Source organism: Kitasatospora sp. NPDC030952 (assembly GCF_055571335.1).
Map to the genome: position 1 here is coordinate 61,593 of NZ_JBVIFM010000004.1, position 17,460 is coordinate 79,052.

Here is a 17,460-nt window from a genome sequence, read left to right on the forward strand (position 1 = left end):
GTGCCCCGGGACCTCCAAGTCGTCGTCCGGCAGAATCCCTCCGCCGACTACACCCGGCTGCCCCAACAAGCGGGCCCCGCCAACGGGATGCCACCCAAGGGCCCGGCACCCCTCGATCTGGTGGTCTCGCTCCGCCGCCACGGCGACGAACTGCACATCAGCGCCTTCCGCCCGGGCGAGCGTGCTCCCAGCACCCGTATGCACCGGGCGCAACTGGCCGTCCCCGCAACCGTTCTCCTCGCCAATGCCGCCCGGCTGCGAGGCATCTGGCGGGACCGGCTGATCGGCTACGACCCCGACCCGCTGCACCCCTACCCGTTCGCGACCGCCGTCGACTTCTCCCCGTACGCCGCCGTGGCCGAGCGCAAGGTGGCCGAACTCGCCGAGGAGGGGCGGTACTTCCTGGAGACGATGTTCGACGGGGCCGACCGCAGCCTGGTGCGCTTCCGGGAGTACCTGAGCCGCACCCTCACCGAGCACGGCTCGCTGCGGATCAGCTTCGACTCCGACCTCCACCTCCCCTGGCCGATGCTCGCCGTGGACGGCGACCAGCCGGACCCGTGGGCGGACTTTCTCGGCCACCGGCACCAGATCGAGCAGACCGGCGCCGCCTACCCGCCGATCCAGCCGCCCAACTCGGCCCGCGCCAAGCCCGTCACCAGCCTCAACACCGACGACCAGCTGACCGGCATCGGCCGGGCGCCCGAGGTCCGCAAGCTGCTGGAGGACCGCTCCCAGCTGACCGTTCGGACCGAGTCCGACCTCCTCCTGGAGGCGCTGTCCACGGCCGTGCTGGACGAGGACGTCATGTACTTCTGGTGCCACGGCCAGTTCGTCGCCAACGACTCCCCGTACGAGCAGCTGGCCGTCCGGCTCTCCGACGACCGGCACATCGACGCCGAGCTGGTCCGCCGGCACCGCCGCCGCCACCTGGACCGGCCGGACGCCGTCTTCCGGCCGTTCGTGCTCCTGAACGCCTGCCACACCGGGCAGTCGGCAGCCGGCGAACTCGACCATCTGGGGCGGGCGTTGGTCGACCTCGGCGCGGACGGCGTACTCGGTCCGCAGCTGCAGATCCCGCAGGAGTTCGCCGCCGAGTACGCCTTCGCCTTCCTCGACCACTATCTGACCGGCGAGTTCACGGCGGGCGAGATCACCCAGCAGCTGGTGCGCTGGTTCGCCCGCGAGTATCGCAATCCGCTGGCACTGGCCTACTCCCTGCACTGCGGCATCGACAGCATCCTGGAGCTCAACCCGTGACCACCACCGCCGCACCGACCACCGGACCGACCGCCGTACGACCCGCTGTACGGCCCGCTGTACGGCCCGCTGCGGTGGACCTGGACGAGAGCGGTCGGCTGCTCGTGCCCGGGACGGCGACGCCCGTCCCCGAGGCCCGGGTCGCCGAGCACCTGGCCCGGCACCTGCGGATCCCCGAGTGGGCGACCGACCTGTTCGTCTACGTCCACGGCTGGCAGACCGGCCCCGACGCCGCCCACCGGACGGCCGCCGCCCTGATCGACCGGGCCGCCACCCTGCACCGCGCCGCCCCGGACGCCTACCCGGGGCTCGCCGCCGGGTTCCGGCCCTGGTGCGTGGTGGTGCGCTGGCCCTCCTCCAGCCTGCCGTCCCTGTCCGGCTACCGGCGCATCCGGGACCGGGCGCACGCGATGAGCGCGCGCGGCCAGGCCGGGCGCATCCTCGGCCATCTGCTCGGCTACCTGGACTCCGGCCGGGGCCGCCCGGACGCCCCGCGCGTCCTGGCCAACCGCCACGGCCAATACCTCCACCTGCTCGGGCACTCCTTCGGCGGCCGGTTCCTCTGCGAGGCCGTCCAGTACGCGGCGGACCGCCCGGCCGGTCCGCCGGTGCTGGGCTGGTCGTCCCGGCCCGGCGACCCGAGCCGCCCGTTCACCGTCGACAGCGCCCTGGTCTTCCAGATGGCCGCACCTCGCGACGCCTTCACCCGGCTCTTCCCCCGGCTGTTCCTCGGGCCGGGCCGGGCCGGCGCCCCGCTGCGCGGCCCGCTGGTGCTCACCCACTCCCGCTGGGACCGCGCCACCGGCTTCTGGCACCTGCGCGCCGAGGGCCTCCCGGGCATCGGCCACTCCGGCACCGGCTCCGCCCCGGTGGCCCAGTTCAGCACCCGGCTCCGCCCGGCCGACTCGCCGTACCCGCACGCCGAACTCGACCACCCGATCGTCAACATCGACGCCGGCCACGTCTACCGGGGCGGCCTCGCCACCCGGCTGAACCCCTCCGGCGCCCACTCCGACTTCCAGCACCCGGAGTCCGCGCACCTGCTCCTCAGCCTGGCCGCCCACTCCCGCTGAGCCGAGTGCCACGGGCTCGGGTCCGCTACGGGGTCGGGGCCGCTACGGGGTCTCCGCCCGGGTGAACCCGTGGCTGCGCTCCACCTTGGCCACGTGTGCCGCAACATCCCGGCCCGGGCCGACCCCGGCCCGGGCCGTTCAGACCGCCGGTGTCAGCGCTGGCGGACGGCCGTGAAGCCGCACACCGGTGTGCAGAGCGTGACGATGCCGCTGTAGCGGTAGTTGGTCCGCCCCCGCGAGATGGTGTGTACCGTCAACTTCTCCCGCAGGGTGGGCTGGTGGCAGCGCGGGCAGACGGCCTGGACCGGCTTGCCCCAGGGCCGCTGCGGGTTGAGCTTGGTGATCGACACGCCCATCAGCAGCACGGCCAGGCCGGTGCCGCCGAAGCCGACCGCCTGCCACACGCCCTTGCCGGACTCCCGGCGGTCGATCATCTCGTCGTAGCCGAAGGTGCCTCCGCCACCGTGGTTGGACCAGATCCGGCACTCGTCGGACCGGGTCATGGTCTTGCCGTCGCAGTCCGGGGGGCTGGTCGGGTCGGACTTGCCGACGACCAGTGCCAGGAAGAGGCCGAGGCCCGCCAGGAGGACCAGGAACACCAGCGCCGTCGCCCGGCTGCGGCCGGTCTGCAGGCGCGTGCGCTCCTTCACCGCCGTATCTATCACGGCGTGCGCCATGTTGCTGCCGTCGACCGCCACCACGTGTCTCCTGTTGTTCGCATTCGGCACCTCGATGTCCCCCGGCTGACCGGGGTCGACACGAACCCACCATGATCAGGGCGTTCCCACCCTGGACTTGGTGAGACCTTGACCTCACCGTGACGTGTCCGACGCTCAACTCCGTCGCGTGAGCGACGCGAGGTAGTCGGCGGCCTTCTCGGGGTCGAGGAGCCACTCCTCGACGTCGGCCGGATCGTCGAAGGAGTTGGCGAACCGGTCGGCCACGGCCGCCAGTCGACCGGCCGCACCGAACAGCTCCACCGCGTGCGGGGGCGCCGGCCGGAGCATCGCGTTCGTCCAGGTGGTGACGGACCGGGCGACGTCGGTCCAGAAGCGGTCGAAGGCGGCCTGTTGGAAGTCCCGGTCGAAGGGCTTGTCGCCGTGCGCGAGGATCGCCTCCAGGTAGCGGGCGGCGCACTTGGCGGCGTTGTTGGCACCCTGCCCGGTGACCGGGTCATTGGTGACGACGACGTCGGCGACGCCCAGCACGGAGCCGCCGCCCGGCAGTTCACCGACCGGACGGCGCACCACCGGGGTGAAGCGCCCGGCCAGGACGCCCCCGGCGTCGGTGAGTTCGACGCCGGCCCGGGTGCGGTCGTACTCCCAAGGCGTGAACGTCCTCATCAACTCCAGCATCACCCGCAGGTGTTCGGCCGGGTCGCGGAGCCCGTCGAAGGCGTCGGCCGGGCCGCCCGGGAGGGCCTCCCAGAGCAGGATGTCGCACGGCCCGTCGGCGGTCAGCGCCGGCATGGTGAAGAACTCGCCGACACCGGGCACTAGGTTGCAGCGCACCGCCGGGAAGTCGTGCTCGGGGCGCGGACCGAGCCCGTACACATAGCTCGCGGCCAGCGCCCGCTGCGGCCGCTGGTACGGGGAGCGCTCCTCGTCGCGCTCGAACAGCGAGGCCAGCTTGCCCTTGCCGGAGGCTACCAGCACCAAGTCGTAGGAGCCGGCGAGGTGTTCGAGGTCGGCGGCGCTCACCTGCCGCAGCTCCACCCGACCGCCGCGCCCGGCGAAGGTCTCCAGCCAGGTGGACATCTTCAGCCGCTGGTCGACGGACTGGGCGTAGGCCTTCAGCCGCCCGACCCAGTCGATCACCCTGGTCCCGTCCGGCGTGCCGACCGAGACTCCCAAACCCTCGATCCGCGGCGCCCGTTCGGCCCACAGGTCCAGTCCGAGGGCGCGTTCGGTGCGCAGCGCGGAGTCGAACATGCACTGGCTGGACAGCACCCGCCCGTCCCGCACCTCCTGGGCGTCACGGTCCGTCAGCAGCGTGACGTCGTAGCCGTGGGACTGCAGCCCGAGGGCCAGTTGGAGGCCGGCCTGCCCGGCACCGACGATCAGAATCCTGCGCATCGCCCCTGCTCTCCTGGTGGTCCGTTCGACCCGGGCCGCCCGCTCCGGGCCGGTTGCCAGTGGCCTGGATATCAGTCCGGAGCGCGCGCGTCCACGGCGCGGACGGGGGCTCGCGCGCGCCGGGACGGAGCCGTGCTGCGCCCGGGCGGATCCCGGCGGGTTCCGGGGCCGATCCCGGCGCGGATCCCGGCGCGGATCCCGGGCGGATCCCGGGCGGATCCCGGGCGGATCCCGGCGCGATCGGATGTCGATTTGAAAAGTTCTTCAAGTTCATACAGGCTGGCGTGCCGCCGACCCCCGTGCCGCCCGGACAGAACAGGACAGTCAGAGACCATGAGCGACACCCTTCCGCCGTGCCCCTCGTGCTCCAGCGAGTACACCTACGAGATGAACGCCCTGATGGTCTGCCCGGAGTGCGGCCACGAGTGGGTGCCCGCCGAGGGCGGCGCCGGGGCCGGTGCCGAGGGCGCGGGCGCGGGTGAGCGGGTCATCCGGGACTCGGTCGGCAATGTGCTGAGCGACGGCGACACCGTCACCGTGGTCAAGGCCCTCAAGGTCAAGGGCAGCGTCTCGGGCATCAAGGCGGGCACCAAGGTCCGCAACATCCGCCTGGTCGACGGCGTGGACGGCCACGACATCGACTGCCGGATCGAGGGCTTCGGCGCGATGCAGCTCAAGTCCAGCGTGGTGAAGAAGGCCTGAGGCCCGCAGACCGCAGACTGCGGCGGCGGCGGCCCGGATGAGCACCGCGCTCGTCCGGGCCGTCGCCGTCACGGCCGGCCGGCCCGGCGGGGCCGCACCCGACCGGCAGCGCGTGGCCAACCCACGCCGGACCCCGCAAGCTGATGTGGTCAGCGTGTGCGGGCGTGCCCCGCGCCGGTCCCCCGTGACGAAGGATCCCCATGGCTGCCACCACCCCCACCCCCGCCGACGGCCTCGTGCGCGCCGTTCAGGTCGCCGCTCCCGGAGGGGAGCCGAAGCTGGTCGAGGTCCCGCTGCGCGAGCCCGGCCCCGGCACGGTCCGCATCGCCGTCGAGGCGTGCGGCGTCTGCCACTCCGACCTGCTGATCGCCGGCGGCATGCTGCCCGGCACGACTTTCCCGGTCACTCCCGGTCACGAGATCGCGGGCCGGATCGACGCCCTCGGCGAGGGTGTCCAGGACTGGAAGGTCGGCGACCGGGTCGCGGTGGGCTGGTTCGGCGGCAGCTGCGGGCGCTGCGAGGCCTGCCGCCACGGCGACGCCGTCCTCTGCCCCCAGCTGAAGGTGCCCGGCGCCGCCTACCCCGGCGGCTACGCCGACTCCGTGATCGTGCCCGCCGACGCGCTCGCGGCCGTTCCCGACGAGCTCACCGCTGCCGAGGCCGCGCCGCTGGCCTGCGCCGGGATCACGGTGTTCAACGGCCTGCGCCGCTCCTCGGCCCGCCCGGGCGACACCGTGGCGATCCTCGGCCTCGGCGGGCTCGGCCATCTGGGGGTCCAGTTCGCCCGTGCGATGGGTTTCCGCACCGTCGCGATCGCCCGTGGTGCGGAGAAGGAGCCGCTGGCGTACCAGCTGGGTGCGGACCACTACATCGACAGCACCGCCGGCGACGTCGCGGAGGCCCTGCAGGCGCTCGGCGGCGCCAAGGTCGTCCTGGCCACCGTCACCAACTCCGATGCGATGTCCGCCACCGTGGACGGCCTGGGCCGCCGCGGCGAACTCATCGTCGTCGGCGCCTCCGTCGATCAACTCGCCATCAACCCGCTCCAGTTGATCGCCCGCGACCGTACCGTCCACGGCCACTCCTCCGGCTCCGCGCTCGACACCGAGGACACCCTGCGGTTCGCCGCCCGGACCGGCGTGCGCGCCTGGATCGAGGAGCTTCCGCTGGAGGAGAGCGCGGCGGCCGTCGCGAAGATGAGCAGCGGACGGGCCCGCTTCCGGATGGTCGTCACCACCGGCCGCTGAGCCATTCCGCTCCCGTTCTCGTTCCCGTTCCCGTTCCCCTCCCGGTCCCTTCCCGGTCCGTTCCGTTTTGCCCGCTCCGTCCGAGCCGTCGCCTTCGATCGCGGGTCAAGCGTTGGCAAAGACCCCGCCGTCCGGCGGCCGATCGGCGACGCTTAGGCTGGTCGGGCCCGAACGACCCTCCGGGCGGCCGCCCTCACCGGCCGCGCTCACCGGCTCGGGGGCGGGCGCGAAGACACCGGAGCACCCAGGGGGGCGCAGCGCCATGCGCGAAGAGCACGAAGAGCACGCCACGGAGCAGTACGACGAGTACGACCACCTCGTGCACGCCGGCCACCAGGAGGACCCGGCCCGCCCGCGGTCCCGCCGGGTGTGGCTGGTGGCCGTCGGCGGGGTGTTCACCGCGCTGGTGGTCGTCGCCGGGTACGGCGCCTACACCATGATGAACGCGGTGTCCGGCGGCCCTTCCGCCGTCGGGAGCAGCGCCGACCCGACGGCCGCGAAGGAGTCGAGGACGCCGCCGACCACCGAACAGGCCGACGCGGTCGCCAAGGACTTCCTGGCGGCCTGGGGCCGCGGGGACCTCACCGTCGCCGCCGGCCTCACCGACCGTCCGGAGGCCGCCCGGATGGCGCTGACCTCGTTCCACGACGGCGTGTCGGCCCGCTCCCTCACCCTGACCGGCACCGGCCCCGCAGCCACCGGGACGGCGAGCGAGCCCACCGTCGGCTACCGGGTGCGGGCGGAGTTCGACGGCACCACCGAGGCCTGGGAGTACGAGAGCGCGCTGGGCGTCGTACGGGCCTCGGACGGCCGCGTGCTGGTGCGCTGGGCACCGACCGTGGTCCACCCCAAGCTCGCCGCGGGCCGCACCCTCACCGTGAAGGCCATGCCCAACCCGGTGTCGAAGCCCACCGACCGCACGGGCCGGCCGCTGGACGCCTACCCCTCGCTGCGCTCCGTGCTGCCGCAGATCGCCCCGCCCGACGGTGCCGAGGTCGTCACCGGGCAGGCCGTGGTGCTCACCGGCGGGGGCCGGGACCCGGAGGAGCTGTTCGTGCTCACCCCGCCGAGCGCACCGCAGGTCAAGCTCACCATCGACGCCGACCTCCAGCAGGTCGCCGAGGAGGCGGTGAAGCAGCAGTCCGCGAACGGCAAGCCCGCCTCGCTGGTGGCGGTCCAGCCGAGCACCGGCAACATCCTCGCGATGGCCTACGCCCCGCAGCGCGACTTCAACCGCGCGGTCGGTGGCGGGCAGCCGCCCGGTTCGACCATGAAGGTGATCACGGCGGCGGCACTGCTGGAGTCCGGGATGACCCCGGACACCGCCGCGCCCTGCAAGGAGACCACCAACTCCCCCAGGAGCTGGCACAACGACGAGCCCGGCAACCACCTCGACTACACGCTCGGCGACGACTTCATCCACTCCTGCAACACCGGCTTCATCGACAAGGGCCTGGAGAAGCTCCAGCCCGGCACCCTGGGCACGGTCGCCCGCGACCAGTTCGGTCTGGGCCTGCAGTGGCGGATCGGCATCCCCAGCCGGGACGCCACCATCCCCCTCCCGGGGAACAAGGACGAGGCGGCGGCCGCGTACATCGGCCAGGGCCAGATCCAGGTGAACTCGCTGCTGATGGCCTCGGTCGCCGCCACCGTACAGAGCGGAACGTTCCGTCAGCCCGTCCTGCGCACGGACGTCAAGCGCGTGACGGCCGCCGGAAAACTGCCCGCCGAGGTCGCCCAGGGCCTGCGCTCGATGATGGCCCGGACCGCCACCCAGGGCACCGCCCGCACCCCGATGGCCGGACTGAGCGGCCAGATCGGCGCCAAGACCGGCACCGTCGAGGCCGGCTCCGACCAGGCCACCAACAGCTGGTTCATCGCCTACCGCAACGACCTGGCCGTCGCGGCCGAGGTCGAGGGCGGCGGCCACGGCAACAGCGCGGCGGGCGTGGCGGCCGCCCAGGTGCTGAAGGCGGGCGGCCGGGGCTGACCGCGCCCGCGCCCACCGCGGTTCGACCCGCTCGGGGGTGAGACCCAGTTGGTCGGCCCGCCCTCCGGGGCCGGGCCGACCGGGACCGCGCCCGGGTGCCCTCACAGCCATCCAGGCTTCCGTCCTCGGTCGCCACCTCGTCCGGGTGCCCACCGGGGCCGGTCTCCCGGCTCAGGTTTCCCCTCCCACCGGCCGCTGCCGGCGCGGCGGCTCGTCGTCCGGCCGGTCCGGGCCGGCGAAGTGGAAGGGTGCCGACAGGTGTTCGACCAGCGCCCGGCCGGCGCGCTCGGCGACCACCGCCACCAGGTGGCGGCCGCTTCGGTCAGCAGCCTTCGCCTCGCCCCCGAGGTACCGCTCGGCCGCGCGGTGGGTGCCGGTGCCCATCGACCGCTCCCGTCGACCTGCTCCCGGATCCCGGCCGGCAGACCCTCCCACCACGCCGTCCTGACCGCCCTGTTCATGACCATCCGCGAATTACACCTCCGCTCACCGCCCTCGCTTCAGGGCGCTGAGCGCCACTGTGCTGCCGCCGTGCCGATCGTCATCCCCACGGGTCAGCCGAACCAGGCGGGGTGAACGTGCGGTCACCGAAAACCAGTTGCGCGATCCGTGCGGCAACTGCCAGCATCTGAACCATGATCAAGAGAATCGAGCCGGCCACCCGCTGGTGAGCGCCGCGCACGGGCACCCGTCGCCCGACCACCGCACCGGCCGGTACGCCCTGTACGACCACGCCCTACGACTCCACCGCGCGACGCCGGACGGCCCGCTCCCCCGCGACGGTTCGCCGTACCCGGACGACGCACTGCACACGGGCCCGTCCAGGCCAAAACGGCCCCAGGACCCACACGCCCTGGGCACCGACGTCGCCCGCATCCTGGACGAGCACTTCGCCCGGCCCACCGCCCCACCCGAGGCGTTGGCCTGGGCATTCCACGAGGTCTTCGTCCGGATCCACCCCGATGAGGCCATCGCCGCCGCGGCCCTCCGTCAGGACGCCGCCCGTGTCCGGCACACCGGCCGGTGGCTGGTCCGCCACAGCGAGGACCAGTGCGCCGTCACGGTCGGTCTCGCCCTCCTCGCCTCGGTGGGCACGGCGGACGACCTGCCCCTCATCCGCACGATCGGGCTGCTGTCCAACCACTTCGGCCCGCTCGCGGCACACGCCCTCGAACGCATCGACCCCAGCGCGCAGTCCCTGCTCTGGCTGGCGGACCGGGCGGCCGGCTGGGGCCGGGTCTACCTGGTAGAGGCACTCTGCCGGCTCGACCACCGCGACGCCCGCCCGTGGTTGCTGCGCAGGGCGGTCGACGGGCACTTCCTCAACGGCTACTTCGCGGGCCGGGTCGCCGTCACCGCCAGCCTCCACGAGGAGGTCCGACGCTTCGCCACCGACCCCGAACTGCTCGACCACACCGGCAGGTTGCTGGCCGTACTGACCCACTCCGCCGGCATGGGCATCACCCTGCGCCACTACGCCCACTCCGCGGCCGTCCTACGGGCCCACGCCCACCACATCGCCGACCGGCCCCCGACCCTCCGTCGCCTCTACACCCTCGCCACCGTCGCCCTGCACCTCACCACGCGACCCGCCGAGGACTCCGGCTGCACCGAGGCCCAGCACCAAACCCTCCTCGCCGCCCACCTCGCCCTCCTCGACCGCGAGGATTGGTACCGGACCACCCTCGACGCCCTCGCCACGGGCGACGACTGGGTGCACTGGTTCGCGGCAACGCACGCGTCGCACCTGCCACTCCGGGCCTTCACCCACTGGATGACCGGCACCGAATCCGACCAGGCCGACCGATGATCAGCCCGGACCGACCGGCCCCGGCGGGAACGCCGTGACGGCGGTGTGGCCGTCGGGCATCATGGCGCGATGCCCGAACTGATCAACCCGACCGTACGGATGCGGAGTTCGTTCCTGGCGGCGGTGGCCGAGTTCCGCGCCGAGCCCGGCGGTACCGTCCCGTGGTTCGTCTCCGACGTCGAGCCGGCTGCCCTGACCGATCCCGACGCGTTCGCCGGCTACGTCGCGCGCGTCCTCGCCGAGCGTACGGAGGCGGGGATGCGAACGGACGCGGGCGTGCCGATGAGGACGCTGTGGTGGGCCGACCAGGGCGAGTTGCTGGGCCGGCTGGCGATCCGGCACCGGCTGACGCCGAGCCTGGAGCGGGTCGGCGGGCACATCGGTTACGACGTGCGGCCCGGCGCCCGGCAGCGGGGGCATGCGACGGCGATGCTCGCCGCCGCGCTGCCGGTGGCCGCCGCGCTGGGCATCACCGGGGCACTGCTGACCTGCGACGAGTCGAACACCGCGTCCCGGCGGGTGATCGAGGTCAACGGCGGCCGTCTCGTCGCGGCGGACGGCGGCAAGCTCCGCTACCTCGTACCGACGACCGACGACCGACTGGTGCTCCGGGGCCCGCTCAGCCGAAGGTGATCCGGAAGACCGGGAACCCGGGGGCGATCCGCAGCGGTTCCCCGGTCGGCGCGTCGGCGTCGATGCCCTCGAAGAAGTAGCCGACCTCCCACTTCCAGCGCCGCAGGTGGGCCCGGAGCACCTCGGGCTTTTCGGCGTCGGGGAGTTCGGCGGCCCGGAAGGTCTCGGTCCGCCGACCGACCCGGAGTTCGCCGGTGCCGGCGACCCTGAGGTTGCGCACCCACTGGGTGTGGCCGCGCGGAGCGACCAGGTACGTCGCGCCCTCGTGGGTGAGCAGGTTGACGGGGGTGGTGCGCCATTCGCCGCTCTTGCGGCCGCGGACGGCGAGGACCCGGGAGCCCCAGAGGCTGACGCCGGCCTTGGTGAGGGCGGCGACCGTGCGGTTGAGCAGCTTGCCGCCGGCGACCCCGAGGCGGGTGGTGGGGGGCCACCAGGCGGGTGGAGAGGATGGACGGCTGGCCGGACTGGGACATCGGACTCCCTTGCTTCCATTTCATGACTGTCTCGACAGCGCTCGCCCTGCTCGGGGTAGTCGCCCACGCCCCCCTGCGCCCCACCCCGGCCGGCCCCGCCCCCCGGGGCGCCCTGGCCGACCAGCTCACCACCATCGCGGCCGCCTTCGCGCCCGTCCTGCCCCCGCACACCGTGGCCCACGAGCTCACCGGGCCCGCCGACCGCGCCATGCGCCGTCGACGGGCCAAAGAGCCGGGGCCCAGGAGCCGGGGCCCGGGAGCCGGGCCTCGGGGGCTGGGCCTCGGGAGCCAGGGTGGGTCAGTTGAACTGGTCCGGGTCCGGGCCGGTGCGCAGACCGCGGTCGCCGGCGGCGATGGCGGCCATGTCCTGCGCGGTGAGCTCGAAGTCGAGGACGTCGAGGTTCTCGCGGATCCGGGCCGGGGTGACGGACTTGGGGATGACGATGTTGCCCAGCTGGAGGTGCCAGCGCAGGACCACCTGGGCGGGGGACTTGCCGGTGCGCCCGGCGATGGCGGTGACGGCCGGGTCGTCGAGGACGGCGCCCTGGGCGAGCGGGCTCCAGGCCTCGGTGGCGATGCCGTGGGCGGCGTGGAAGGCGCGCAGTTCGCCCTGCTGGAGGCCGGGGTGGAGTTCGATCTGGTTGACGGCGGGGACGAGGTCGGTGGTGTCGAGCAGCCGCTTCAGGTGCGCGGGCTGGAAGTTGGAGACGCCGGCGGCGCGGATCCGGCCCTCGGCGGCGAGCCGCTCGATGGCGCGCCAGGTGTCGGGGTAGAGGTCGCGGGCCGGGGTGGGCCAGTGGATCAGGTAGAGGTCGACGTGGTCGAGCCCGAGCTTGGCGAGGCTGGCGTCGAAGGCGCGCAGGGTGGCGTCGTAGCCCTGGTCGGCGTTCCACACCTTGGTCGTGACGAAGAGGTCCTGCCGGGCCAGGCCGGAGGCGGCCAGGGCGCGGCCGACGCCGGTCTCGTTGCCGTAGACGGCGGCGGTGTCGATGCTGCGGTACCCGGTTTCGAGGGCGGAGGTGACGGCGGCGGCGGTCTCGTCGTCGGGGATCTGGAAGACGCCGAAGCCGAGTTGGGGGATCTCGACGCCGTTGTTCAGCCGGACGGTCGGGACGTTGCGGGTGCTCATGGTGATTCCGGTTCTCAGGAGGTGCGTTGGACGGGGGCGGAGCGGAGCGGCGGTTGACGGCCGCTCAGTGGTGGACGGGGATCGGCGGCGCGGGGACCGCGTCCACGGCCGGGCGGTGGTCGCGGCGCTCCAGGGCGGCGGACCAGACGGCCAGGACCAGCGCCGCCGCCGCGAGCAGGGCGCCGACCCAGTTGGGGGCGGTGTAGCCGAGGCCGGCGGAGATGACCAGGCCGCCGAGCCAGGCCGCGAGGGCGTTGCCGAGGTTGAACGCGCCGATGTTGACGGCCGAGGCGAGGGTGGGGGCGCCGTGGGCCTGGTCGAGGACGCGCTTCTGCAGCGGGGGGACGGTGGCGAAGCCGAGGGCGCCGACCAGCAGGATCGTCACAGCGGCGGCGATCTTGTTGTGCGCGGTGAGGGTGAACAGGGTCAGCACCACCGCCAGGCCACCCAGCGTCCCGTACAGCAGCGGCATCAGCTTGCGGTCGGCGAACTTCCCGCCGAGCAGATTGCCGAGGAACATCCCGACGCCGAACAGGACCAGCAGCCAGGTGACGGCGCCGTCGGAGTAGCCGGCGACGTGGGTCATCATCGGGGCGATGTAGGTGATCGCGGCGAAGACCCCGCCGAAGCCCAGGACGGTCATCGCCATCGCCAGCAGCACCTGGGGGTTGCGGAACGCCGTCAATTCGCCGCGCAGGTGGGTGCCTTCGGGGCGGGGCAGGGCCGGGACGAGCTTGGCTATGCCGAGCAGGCCGAGCAGGCCCAGTGCCGCGACGCCGACGAACGTGGTGCGCCAGCCGACGGCCTGGCCGATGTAGGTGCCCAGCGGGACGCCGACGATGTTGGCGACGGTCAGCCCGGTGAACATGGTGGCGATGGCACCGGCCTTCTTGTCCGGGGCGACGAGTTCGGCGGCCACCACCGAGCCGATGCCGAAGAACGCGCCGTGGGCCAGTGAGGTCACGATCCGCCCGACGAGCATCAGCGGGAGGCTCGGCGCGACGGCGGAGAGCAGGTTGCCGACCACGAACAGGCCCATCAGCAGCATGAGCATCGTCTTGCGGCTGATCCTGGTGCCCAGCACGGTCATCAGCGGGGCGCCGATGACCACGCCGAGCGCGTAGCCGGTGACCAGCAGGCCGGCGGTGGGGACGGACACACCGTAGTCGCCCGCGATCTGGGGCAGCAGACCCATGATCACGAACTCGGTGGTCCCGATCCCGAAGGCCCCGATGGCCAGGGCGAGGAGTGCGAGAGGCATGGCGCGACCCTTCATACGATGACTTCAGCGCCTTACAGGCCTCCACAATAGTTGCAGTCGCTCCATACTTGCAAACGCAACGTTTGCAGCCGCCAGAGACCCGCGCCCGCGCAAGTGCCCGCACCGCACCGCACCGCGCCACTGCCACTGCCGCCGCTCAAGATCGTCGATGTTCATCCCGGCAGCACAGGACCCGCCACGGACAGCAAAAAGCGAGGAGTCCGGGGACTCCTCGCCACTGCCAAGGTACCGCGCACGGGGGGCCTTGCGGCAAGGCCCCCCTCAGGGCGCACAATCGTCGCCCGAGGCCGGAACCTGGCGATTTGCGCGGTTCGCACCGTACGCGCGCCGGTGTCCGATGTAGCGGCCTCGTCCGACACTCTCGTTCGACACCCACCGGGGGATGTTCCGATGATCGATGTGATCGTGGTCGGCGGCGGGCCGACCGGCCTGATGCTGGCGATCGAACTGCGGCTCCAGGGCGTGGAGGTGGTGGTCCTGGAGCGGCTGACCGAGCCGACCCGGGAGTCCCGCGGCCAGGGCCTGCACGTGCGCAGCGTCGAGATGATGGACCAGCGGGGACTGCTGGAGCGGTTCCTCGAAGTGGGCGGCAGGTTCCGGATCGGCGGCTTCTTCGGCCACATCCACAAGCCGTGGCCGGAGACCATGGACACCGCCCACGACTACGGCCTGAGCATCGAGCAGCCGGTCACCGAGCGGCTGCTCCAGGAGTACGCGCTGGAACTCGGCGCCGAGATCCGGCGCGGCCGGGAGGTGACCGGACTCGACCAGGACGAGGACGGGGTGAGCGTCGAGCTGGCCGACGGCTGCCGACTGCGCTCGCGCTACCTGGTGGGCTGCGACGGCGGTCGGAGCACGGTGCGCCGGCAGCTCGGCATCGCCTTCCCCGGGGAGCCCTCCCGGGTCGACACCCTGCTCGGCGAACTGTCACTGGACGAGGAGCCGGAGGTGATCGAGGCCGTGGTCACCGAGGTCCGCCGGGGCGAGCTGCGATTCGGGGCCGTCCCCCGCGGCGAGGGGGTCTACCGCATGGTCGTGCCCGCCGCGGACGTCCGCGAGGAGCGCGGCGACGCGCCCACCCTGGAGGAGTTCCGGCAGCAGCTGCGCGCCACGGCCGGTACCGACTTCGGCGCCCACTCGCCCAGCTGGCTGTCCCGCTTCGGCGACGCCACCCGGCAGGCCGAGCGCTACCGGGCCGGCCGGGCGTTCCTGGCCGGCGACGCGGCGCACATCCATCCGCCCACCGGGGGCCAGGGCCTCAACATCGGCATCCAGGACGCCTACAACCTCGGCTGGAAGCTCGCCGCCGCCGTTCAAGGCCGGGCCCCCGAGGGCCTGTTGGACAGCTACCACGCCGAACGCCACCCGGTCGGCGCGCAGGTACTGGCCAACACCCGGGCCCAGATGACGCTGCTGGGCTCCGAGCCCGGCGCGGTCGCGCTGCGGGAGCTGCTCTCCACCCTGATGGACTTCGAGGAGGTGAACCGGTACGTCACGGAGATGGTCTTCGGGGTCGGGGTCCGCTACGACCTGGGCGAGGGCCCCGAGTTGCTCGGCCGCCGGTTGCGGGACGTCCGACTGAAGCAGGGACGCCTGTACGAACTGATGCGCGGCGGCCGGACGTTGCTGCTCGACTCCACCGGCGGCGGCCTCTCGGTGGCGGGCTGGGCCGACCGCGTCGACCATGTCACCGACCCCGTCGAGGAGTTGGACGCCCCGGCGGTACTGCTGCGGCCCGACGGCTACGCCGCCTGGGTCGGCGAGGACCAGGCGACCCTGGACGACGCGCTCGCCCGGTGGTTCGGCCCCGCCACGGCCTGAGCCGCTCAACTCCCCTGCGGCGGGCCCGAGTCGATCCGCAACAGGCTGTGCTGCACCGTACCGTCCGGCTGGTACACGGTGCGGTACAGGTACGGATGGTCCGAGCCGGGGAGCAGCACGACGCCCTCCTCGACCAGCGGCCGCTGGTCGGCGATGGCCCGGAGCCTGCGGTCGGCGTCGTCGGGGAACTCCGGTTCCCGGGGGCGTCGGTGGCGTCCGGCCACGGCCTGACCACCCGTCCTTCCTGGGTCTGGGCGCCGACGTGCCCCGCCCGCCCGGGAGGTCCGGGCGGGCGGGGCGTTCGGCGGCTGGTGCCGGGGTCGCCGGGCTCTACGCCGAGGCGACCTGGATCATCGCGAACGGGGCGCCCTGCGGGTCGGCGACCACCGCCATCCGGCCGGCCATCATGTCGAAGGGCGGGGCGAGGACGGTGCCGCCGCTGCGGATCACGACGTCGACGGAGGAGTCCGCGTCGTCGACCGCGAAGTAGGTGAGCCAGTGCGCGGGGGTGCCGGGCGGGTCGTTGCTGAGCAGCGTCGCCCCGCCGACCGGGCGGCCGCCGATCTTCAGCTCCCAGTACTCGATGTCACCCTCCACCCGCTCGACCTCGATGCCGAAGGCCTCGCCGTAGAAGGCGGTGGCGCCCTTGATGTCGCTGGTGTGCAGCTCGTTCCAGGTCAGCGCGGCGGGCTCGTTGACCACCTGGGCCCCGGAGAAGTCCACCGCCTGCCAGACGCCGAAGACCGCGCCCTGCGGGTCCGCGGCGATCAGCATCCGGCCGAGGCTGCCGACGTCCATCACCGGCACGAGCAGGGTGCCGCCCGCCGCGACGACGGCGTCCTGGGTGGCCTGGGCGTCGGTGCTGGCCAGGTAGCTGGTCCACACGGTGGGCGGCTCCGGCATCCCCTCCGGGGCCATCGCCGGGCCGATGCCGGCCGTGGCCTTGCCGTCGAGCTGGCAGACGGCGTAGCCGCCGAACTCGGCCGGGCCGGGCTGTCCCTGCCAGCCGAACAGGTCGCGGTAGAAGTCCAGCGCGGCCTGCTGGTCCTTCGCCATCAGATCGACCCAGCACGGGGTGCCGGTCACGTACGGGGTGGTGACTTCGGGCATGGTCGCTCTTTCGCTCGTGCGGTCCCCCGCCAGTCACCCTCCCGTCCCGCCCAGGGATCCGCCACCCGACACGCCGACCGCCAGGCCTCACCCGTCCGGCTCAACGGAGCCGTCGGGCCGCCCCACGGGGGCCTCCGACCACGGGGTTTGACCGCGGACGCTCATCATTGTGACGCTAGGTCAACCAGCGTGCACCGCTCGGCTCCCGAGGGGGCCGTGGACGACCTGCTCCGTATCCAGGTGACCGACGCCGACCGGGGCGCCACCGCCTCCCTGCTGGCCTGGCTCCGGGCGGAGGACGGGCTGCGCGGCCGCGTCGAACTGACGGCCGAGCCGCCTCGGCCCGGTTCGCCGGGCACCCTCGCCGACGTGCTCACCGTCGCCGTCGGGGCGGGCGGGGCCGTGTCCGGCCTGACCAGCGCGCTGATCGCGTGGATCCGGCGGCGGGCCGGAGAGACGGTGGTCCGGGTGACCCGCGCGGACGGCAGCTCGCTCGGGCTGCGGGCGACCGCCGCGCACGGCCTCGACCCGGACGGCGTCGCGGCGCTCGTCCGCGAGGTGGGCGAGCCGCTCGCCGACCGCCCCGGTCCCGCCGCCGTCCTGCCGTCGGACGGCGATGAGTGACCGCGGGTTGATGACTGACCCCGGGCTGCTGACCGACCCCGGCCTACCGCTGCGGCTCCCCGGTGCCCGGGCGCTGATCATCGGGACCGGCCGGCACGTCGCCGGTTCCGTGCTGCCCGAGGTCCCGGCCGCCGCCACGACGGCCCGCGCGCTCGAACGCGAGCCGCGCATCCGAACACCCCCGGGCTCGTTGGTCCTGACGCGGCGCGGCCGGTGTGCTCTCCGGCCCGC

Annotated in this window: 17 protein-coding genes; 9 read left to right on the forward strand and 8 right to left on the reverse strand. The window is 73.3% G+C overall.

What is annotated here, in order from left to right; genetic code table 11:
- On the forward strand, window positions 1-1,260 hold the full coding sequence (locus ACZ47G_RS10050; RefSeq protein ID WP_465740951.1) for a CHAT domain-containing protein: 1,260 nt from the start codon (window positions 1-3) through the stop codon (window positions 1,258-1,260).
- Complete coding sequence (locus ACZ47G_RS10055) at window positions 1,257-2,333, forward strand: hypothetical protein (protein WP_465740952.1); 1,077 nt, start codon at window positions 1,257-1,259, stop codon at window positions 2,331-2,333. The genes ACZ47G_RS10050 and ACZ47G_RS10055 overlap by 4 nt, the downstream gene beginning before the upstream one ends.
- A gap of 152 nt (window positions 2,334-2,485) precedes the next feature.
- Here ACZ47G_RS10055 and ACZ47G_RS10060 read toward each other — a convergent pair whose 3' ends face one another.
- Both ACZ47G_RS10060 and ACZ47G_RS10065 read right to left on the reverse strand, forming a co-directional pair.
- Window positions 2,486-3,031, reverse strand: coding sequence for a hypothetical protein (locus ACZ47G_RS10060; protein WP_465740953.1), 546 nt, complete (start codon window positions 3,029-3,031; stop codon window positions 2,486-2,488).
- A 135-nt stretch (window positions 3,032-3,166) separates the two neighbouring features.
- Window positions 3,167-4,408 carry a styrene monooxygenase/indole monooxygenase family protein gene (locus tag ACZ47G_RS10065; protein WP_465740954.1) on the reverse strand — a complete coding sequence of 414 codons (1,242 nt, stop codon included), beginning with the start codon at window positions 4,406-4,408 and terminating at the stop codon, window positions 3,167-3,169.
- A gap of 333 nt (window positions 4,409-4,741) precedes the next feature.
- Between ACZ47G_RS10065 and ACZ47G_RS10070 the strand changes: the two genes are divergently transcribed.
- From ACZ47G_RS10070 to ACZ47G_RS10080, 3 genes are all read left to right on the forward strand, one after another.
- On the forward strand, window positions 4,742-5,110 hold the full coding sequence (locus ACZ47G_RS10070) for a zinc ribbon domain-containing protein YjdM (RefSeq protein WP_465740955.1): 369 nt from the start codon (window positions 4,742-4,744) through the stop codon (window positions 5,108-5,110).
- Window positions 5,111-5,310: 200 nt separating this feature from the next.
- The gene (locus tag ACZ47G_RS10075) at window positions 5,311-6,357 is read left to right on the forward strand and encodes an alcohol dehydrogenase catalytic domain-containing protein (RefSeq protein WP_465740956.1); all 1,047 of its coding nucleotides are present in this window, start codon (window positions 5,311-5,313) and stop codon (window positions 6,355-6,357) included.
- A gap of 262 nt (window positions 6,358-6,619) precedes the next feature.
- Window positions 6,620-8,347 (forward strand): penicillin-binding transpeptidase domain-containing protein, encoded by a 1,728-nt coding sequence (locus tag ACZ47G_RS10080; protein WP_465740957.1) that lies wholly within the window; start codon window positions 6,620-6,622, stop codon window positions 8,345-8,347.
- A gap of 171 nt (window positions 8,348-8,518) precedes the next feature.
- On the opposite strand, the gene ACZ47G_RS10085 is transcribed toward ACZ47G_RS10080, so the two are convergent.
- Window positions 8,519-8,731, reverse strand: a complete 213-nt coding sequence (locus ACZ47G_RS10085; protein ID WP_465740958.1) for a hypothetical protein — start codon at window positions 8,729-8,731, stop codon at window positions 8,519-8,521.
- Window positions 8,732-9,014: 283 nt separating this feature from the next.
- Between ACZ47G_RS10085 and ACZ47G_RS10090 the strand changes: the two genes are divergently transcribed.
- Complete coding sequence (locus tag ACZ47G_RS10090) at window positions 9,015-10,157, forward strand: hypothetical protein (RefSeq protein WP_465740959.1); 1,143 nt, start codon at window positions 9,015-9,017, stop codon at window positions 10,155-10,157.
- A 69-nt stretch (window positions 10,158-10,226) separates the two neighbouring features.
- Complete coding sequence (locus ACZ47G_RS10095; protein WP_465740960.1) at window positions 10,227-10,790, forward strand: GNAT family N-acetyltransferase; 564 nt, start codon at window positions 10,227-10,229, stop codon at window positions 10,788-10,790.
- Here ACZ47G_RS10095 and ACZ47G_RS10100 read toward each other — a convergent pair.
- From ACZ47G_RS10100 to ACZ47G_RS10110, 3 genes are all read right to left on the reverse strand, one after another.
- Complete coding sequence (locus tag ACZ47G_RS10100) at window positions 10,777-11,181, reverse strand: nitroreductase family deazaflavin-dependent oxidoreductase (RefSeq protein ID WP_465741456.1); 405 nt, start codon at window positions 11,179-11,181, stop codon at window positions 10,777-10,779. The genes ACZ47G_RS10095 and ACZ47G_RS10100 overlap by 14 nt on opposite strands.
- A gap of 380 nt (window positions 11,182-11,561) precedes the next feature.
- Window positions 11,562-12,392, reverse strand: a complete 831-nt coding sequence (locus ACZ47G_RS10105; protein WP_465740961.1) for an aldo/keto reductase — start codon at window positions 12,390-12,392, stop codon at window positions 11,562-11,564.
- A 64-nt stretch (window positions 12,393-12,456) separates the two neighbouring features.
- On the reverse strand, window positions 12,457-13,653 hold the full coding sequence (locus tag ACZ47G_RS10110; RefSeq protein WP_465740962.1) for an MFS transporter: 1,197 nt from the start codon (window positions 13,651-13,653) through the stop codon (window positions 12,457-12,459).
- A gap of 411 nt (window positions 13,654-14,064) precedes the next feature.
- Between ACZ47G_RS10110 and rox the strand changes: the two genes are divergently transcribed.
- Window positions 14,065-15,495: a rifampin monooxygenase gene (gene rox, locus ACZ47G_RS10115; RefSeq protein WP_465740963.1), complete on the forward strand. Its 1,431-nt coding sequence runs from the start codon at window positions 14,065-14,067 to the stop codon at window positions 15,493-15,495.
- A gap of 5 nt (window positions 15,496-15,500) precedes the next feature.
- On the opposite strand, the gene ACZ47G_RS10120 is transcribed toward rox, so the two are convergent.
- On the reverse strand, window positions 15,501-15,719 hold the full coding sequence (locus tag ACZ47G_RS10120; protein ID WP_465740964.1) for a hypothetical protein: 219 nt from the start codon (window positions 15,717-15,719) through the stop codon (window positions 15,501-15,503).
- 106 nt (window positions 15,720-15,825) lie between these two features.
- Window positions 15,826-16,605 carry a VOC family protein gene (locus ACZ47G_RS10125; protein ID WP_465740965.1) on the reverse strand — a complete coding sequence of 260 codons (780 nt, stop codon included), beginning with the start codon at window positions 16,603-16,605 and terminating at the stop codon, window positions 15,826-15,828.
- A gap of 216 nt (window positions 16,606-16,821) precedes the next feature.
- On the opposite strand from ACZ47G_RS10125, the gene ACZ47G_RS10130 reads away from it, so the two are divergent.
- Window positions 16,822-17,229 (forward strand): effector-associated constant component EACC1, encoded by a 408-nt coding sequence (locus tag ACZ47G_RS10130; protein ID WP_465740966.1) that lies wholly within the window; start codon window positions 16,822-16,824, stop codon window positions 17,227-17,229.
- Window positions 17,230-17,460 lie beyond the last annotated feature (231 nt).

Bases quoted from the DNA above. Each gene is read 5' to 3' on its own strand.
- ACZ47G_RS10065 (WP_465740954.1), bottom strand. From the start codon at position 4,408: ATGCGCAGGATTCTGATCGTCGGTGCCGGGCAGGCCGGCCTCCAACTG.
- ACZ47G_RS10070 (WP_465740955.1), top strand. From the start codon at position 4,742: ATGAGCGACACCCTTCCGCCGTGCCCCTCGTGCTCCAGCGAGTACACC.
- ACZ47G_RS10075 (WP_465740956.1), top strand. From the start codon at position 5,311: ATGGCTGCCACCACCCCCACCCCCGCCGACGGCCTCGTGCGCGCCGTT.
- ACZ47G_RS10080 (WP_465740957.1), top strand. From the start codon at position 6,620: ATGCGCGAAGAGCACGAAGAGCACGCCACGGAGCAGTACGACGAGTAC.
- ACZ47G_RS10085 (WP_465740958.1), bottom strand. From the start codon at position 8,731: ATGGGCACCGGCACCCACCGCGCGGCCGAGCGGTACCTCGGGGGCGAG.
- ACZ47G_RS10095 (WP_465740960.1), top strand. From the start codon at position 10,227: ATGCCCGAACTGATCAACCCGACCGTACGGATGCGGAGTTCGTTCCTG.
- ACZ47G_RS10105 (WP_465740961.1), bottom strand. From the start codon at position 12,392: ATGAGCACCCGCAACGTCCCGACCGTCCGGCTGAACAACGGCGTCGAG.
- ACZ47G_RS10110 (WP_465740962.1), bottom strand. From the start codon at position 13,653: ATGCCTCTCGCACTCCTCGCCCTGGCCATCGGGGCCTTCGGGATCGGG.
- rox (WP_465740963.1), top strand. From the start codon at position 14,065: ATGATCGATGTGATCGTGGTCGGCGGCGGGCCGACCGGCCTGATGCTG.
- ACZ47G_RS10125 (WP_465740965.1), bottom strand. From the start codon at position 16,605: ATGCCCGAAGTCACCACCCCGTACGTGACCGGCACCCCGTGCTGGGTC.